Origin of the sequence: Methanocrinis sp. (assembly GCF_049974945.1) — an archaeon.
Taxonomy (GTDB): Archaea; Halobacteriota; Methanosarcinia; order Methanotrichales; family Methanotrichaceae; genus Methanocrinis.
The window spans coordinates 1-3,301 of sequence record NZ_JBNGCU010000145.1 but is presented as its reverse complement, the minus strand read 5'-3'; the positions used below and the strand labels follow the sequence as shown (position 1 = coordinate 3,301).

General features: G+C 59.5%; 3 protein-coding genes and 1 pseudogene. 1 reads left to right on the top strand and 3 read right to left on the bottom strand.

Features of this window, described 5'->3' with window-relative positions:
• Positions 1-169 precede the first annotated feature (169 nt).
• The 3 genes from ACP5EL_RS09850 to ACP5EL_RS09840 form a co-directional block, all read right to left on the bottom strand.
• Positions 170-625, bottom strand: coding sequence for a hypothetical protein (locus ACP5EL_RS09850; RefSeq protein WP_428402336.1), 456 nt, complete (start codon positions 623-625; stop codon positions 170-172).
• A 286-nt stretch (positions 626-911) separates the two neighbouring features.
• Entirely contained in the window at positions 912-1,346 is a 435-nt protein-coding gene (locus tag ACP5EL_RS09845) for an ACT domain-containing protein (protein WP_428402335.1), read from the bottom strand.
• 69 nt (positions 1,347-1,415) lie between these two features.
• Entirely contained in the window at positions 1,416-2,720 is a 1,305-nt protein-coding gene (locus ACP5EL_RS09840; protein ID WP_428402337.1) for a phenylacetate--CoA ligase family protein, read from the bottom strand.
• 162 nt (positions 2,721-2,882) lie between these two features.
• Here ACP5EL_RS09840 and ACP5EL_RS09835 point away from each other — a divergent pair.
• Positions 2,883-3,301 (top strand): annotated as a pseudogene (locus tag ACP5EL_RS09835) (hypothetical protein); the annotation flags it as partial.

Below are 3,301 nucleotides of genomic sequence, written 5' to 3'. Positions count from 1 at the left end.
CGATTATGAAGACCGAGGCGAAGGCGTAGAAGAAGTAAGCGAGATATCCGGCCTCAAACATCGACGAGTCCTCCAGTAGTACTTGCGCTGTCGCCGATCACGGGCCCGGACCCGGACAGAAGGGGAGGCACCGGGCCGAGATCATGGATAAATTATCCTCTCCCACCTTTCAGGAGAAGGGCGGCGCTTTGCCCTCGTTCTCCCGATCATCCTCGCCGATCGTCTTTCCCATCTTGCCCAGGAGGAGCATAAAGGCGGCTGTAGACCACCCGGCCAGGAGGGCGTCTCTGCCGGCCCTCTGCTTCTTCGCAAAGATGGCCGTCGCGAGCCCCGCCAGGGCCGAGACCAAGTACTCGGGGGCGTCGCTGAGGAGGTGGCCCAGGGGATCTGCGTCGGCGTCGACGATGTCTCTATGAAGGACCCAACGGTCAGGAAACTCGTGGACGTGGGAGCCCCCTGGCCCCCGAAGCTGCCGGACCGATCCGGGAACCGCCTCGCCGAGGAAGGTCTCCTTGAAGCAGTTGGGAAGCTTCGGGTGCTCCTCCTTTTTGAGGACATACTTTTTGTGATGGGGCAGCGTCTCTATCCAACGACAGAATTCGCGGCAAGGCTCGCTGCATTTCATGCCCCTCTATAAGACGTCTCAGCTTAAATACCCTGCATATTGGGGGCAGTGTGCCGGATTCAAATCGGTGACTACTCCCCGCCCTGAAGGGCGGGGCTTCTAGCTTTTGGCAGAGACTGTAGCCCCAGTCTCAAAATTGCATCCGCCGGTCATCGGTTAAGGGATTTTGGGCAAAGATCAGGGAGCATATTTCGAAACGGTTTCTACCTCCTCGATCCATATTTAAAGATGTGCCAACAAAATGTGAGATGACGCCCTCGTATCTGAGAGCGCCCTTATTTCCACCTCAGATCTTCTGTATCTCGTCCCTCGTCGCCAGCTTGATCCCGGCGTCGGAGAGGACCCCCCTCGCCTTCTCCAGGTTGTCGACCCTGATGATCAGCATCGCCCGCTCGGCCTTGGTGGTGACGAAGGCGTAGGCGTAGTCGACGTTGACGTCGCTCTCCCCCAGGGTGTTCACGATCTCGTACAGCCCTCCGGGGATGTCCTTCATCTCGACGGCCAACACCTCCGTCTCGGAGACGGTGAAGCCGTTGTCGTGAAGGACCTGGTAGCCCTTCTCGGGATCGTCGACGACCATCCGGATGACCCCAAAGTCTCCGGCCTCGGCGACGGTGAGGGCCCTGATGTTCACCCCGGCGTCGGACAGGGTCTTGGAGACCTTGGCCATCCTGCCGGGCTTGTTCTCGACGAATAACGATATCTGCTTAATTGCCACCATTTCTCACACCTCCTTTTTTGCCGTCCTTTCTCGCCTTCCGCTTTTTCGCCTTCGTTTTCCGCCTTTCCTTCAGACCTTCCTCTTGTCGATCACCCTCACGGCCTTCCCCTCGGACCGCGGAATCGTCCCCGGCTCCACCAGCTCTACGTCGGCGACGACGTTCAGAACGCCCTTCAGCTCCTTGGAGATCCTCTTGGATAGAGACATCAGATCTGCGATCTTGTCGCTGAAGCCGGACTCGGTCACCTCCACCATCACCTTCATGACGTCCAGGGGGCCCTTCCGATCGACGATGATCTGGTAGTGGTCGCCGACCTCGGGGATGGTCATCAGAACCGACTCGACCTGGCTGGGGAATACGTTGATGCCCCGGATCACGATCATGTCGTCGGTCCGGCCCAAAATCCTCATCAGCCTCGGGTGAGTCCGGCCGCACTCGCAGGGCTCGGAGTTGATCACCGTCAGGTCGCCGATCCGATACCGAATGAGGGGTATCGCCCACTTGGAGAGGGTGGTGATGACGAGTTCGCCAGTCTCGCCGTCGGGAAGCTCTTCTCCCGTCTTGGGGTCGATCACCTCGATGAGGAACATGTCGGACCAGACGTGAATCCCGTTCTGCTCCTGGCACTCGGTGAAGAGGGGGCCGCTCATCTCGCTCGTCCCGAAGATGTCGTAGGCCTTGATCCCCGTCGCCTCCTCGATCCTCCTCCGAGTCTCGTCAGACCAGGGCTCGGCGCCAAAGACCCCGACCCGCAGACTGGTGTCGTCCCTGATGGAGACGCCCATCCTCTCCGCCACCTCGGCTATGTGGAGGAAGTAGGAGGGTGTGCAGGCGATGGCGGTGCTCCCCAAATCCTGCATCAGCATGATCTGCCGCTCAGTATTCCCGGTCCCGGTGGGCAGAACCGTCGCCCCGATCTTCTCCGCTCCGTAGTGGAGGCCGAGGCCGCCGGTGAAGAGGCCATATCCGTACCCGACCTGGATCACGTCCCCCCGGCCCAGGCCAATGGACGTCAGGGCCCTGGCCAGGGAGTCCGACCACATCTCGATGTCGTCTTTGGTGTAGCCGACGACCGTCGGCTTTCCCGTGGTGCCGCTGGAGACGTGGTAACGCACAACTCTGTTTTTAGGCAAGCTGAACATGCCCGTAGGGTAGGTGTTCCGGAGATCGACTTTGTAGGTGAAAGGAAGCTTGGTCAGGTCGGCGAGCTCCTTTACGTCCTCAGGCACCACCCCCGCCTCTTTGAACCTCTCTTTGTAGAAGGGGGAGTGATCATAGACGTAGTGGACCATCGACTTCAGCCGCTCCTCCTGGAGCGTTTTCAGGTCCTCGAGGGGCATGCGCTCGATGTGCGGATTCCAGTAGTCAAACATGGCCATCAACCAGGACACTCTCACTCTCTTGTACGATAAATATCAATCGATCATCCCTACAGATCATCAGAGCGTCGGAGATGGGGTGGAGCGAATCGATACAGAGATGCGGAAATCGGATATACGATCATGATCGAGTACTGACCTGGAGGCGAAATGACTTTGAGGGCAAAAACCTTCCTTTGCGCCCTTATGGCGGCCCTCCTCCTGGCGGGCCCGTCGGCGGGGCAGATGGCCGAGTTCGACAAGGTCGGACCCGGAAGCGAGGCTTCTGAGCCGGCGCTGGTGATCGGAACATCCACAGAGCCTCAGGGTCTTCTGCCCTCAGTCAAACGGATCCAGTTTCGGACCGAGACGGGCTGGTCAAACTGGATCTCGCTGAAGGGGGTCAGGCTGACGACGGGGCCTGCAGCAGTATCGCCGGAACCGGGGATCGTCGACATCTTCTCTGGAGGAAACGACAACGATCTCTGGCACATCCGCCTCCAGGGCCAGGAGACCTGGTCGGACTGGACCCGGGTCTTCGGCCCACCCCCATACAACAAGAACCTGGGAGGGGTCCACTTCAGAAAGTACGAGCT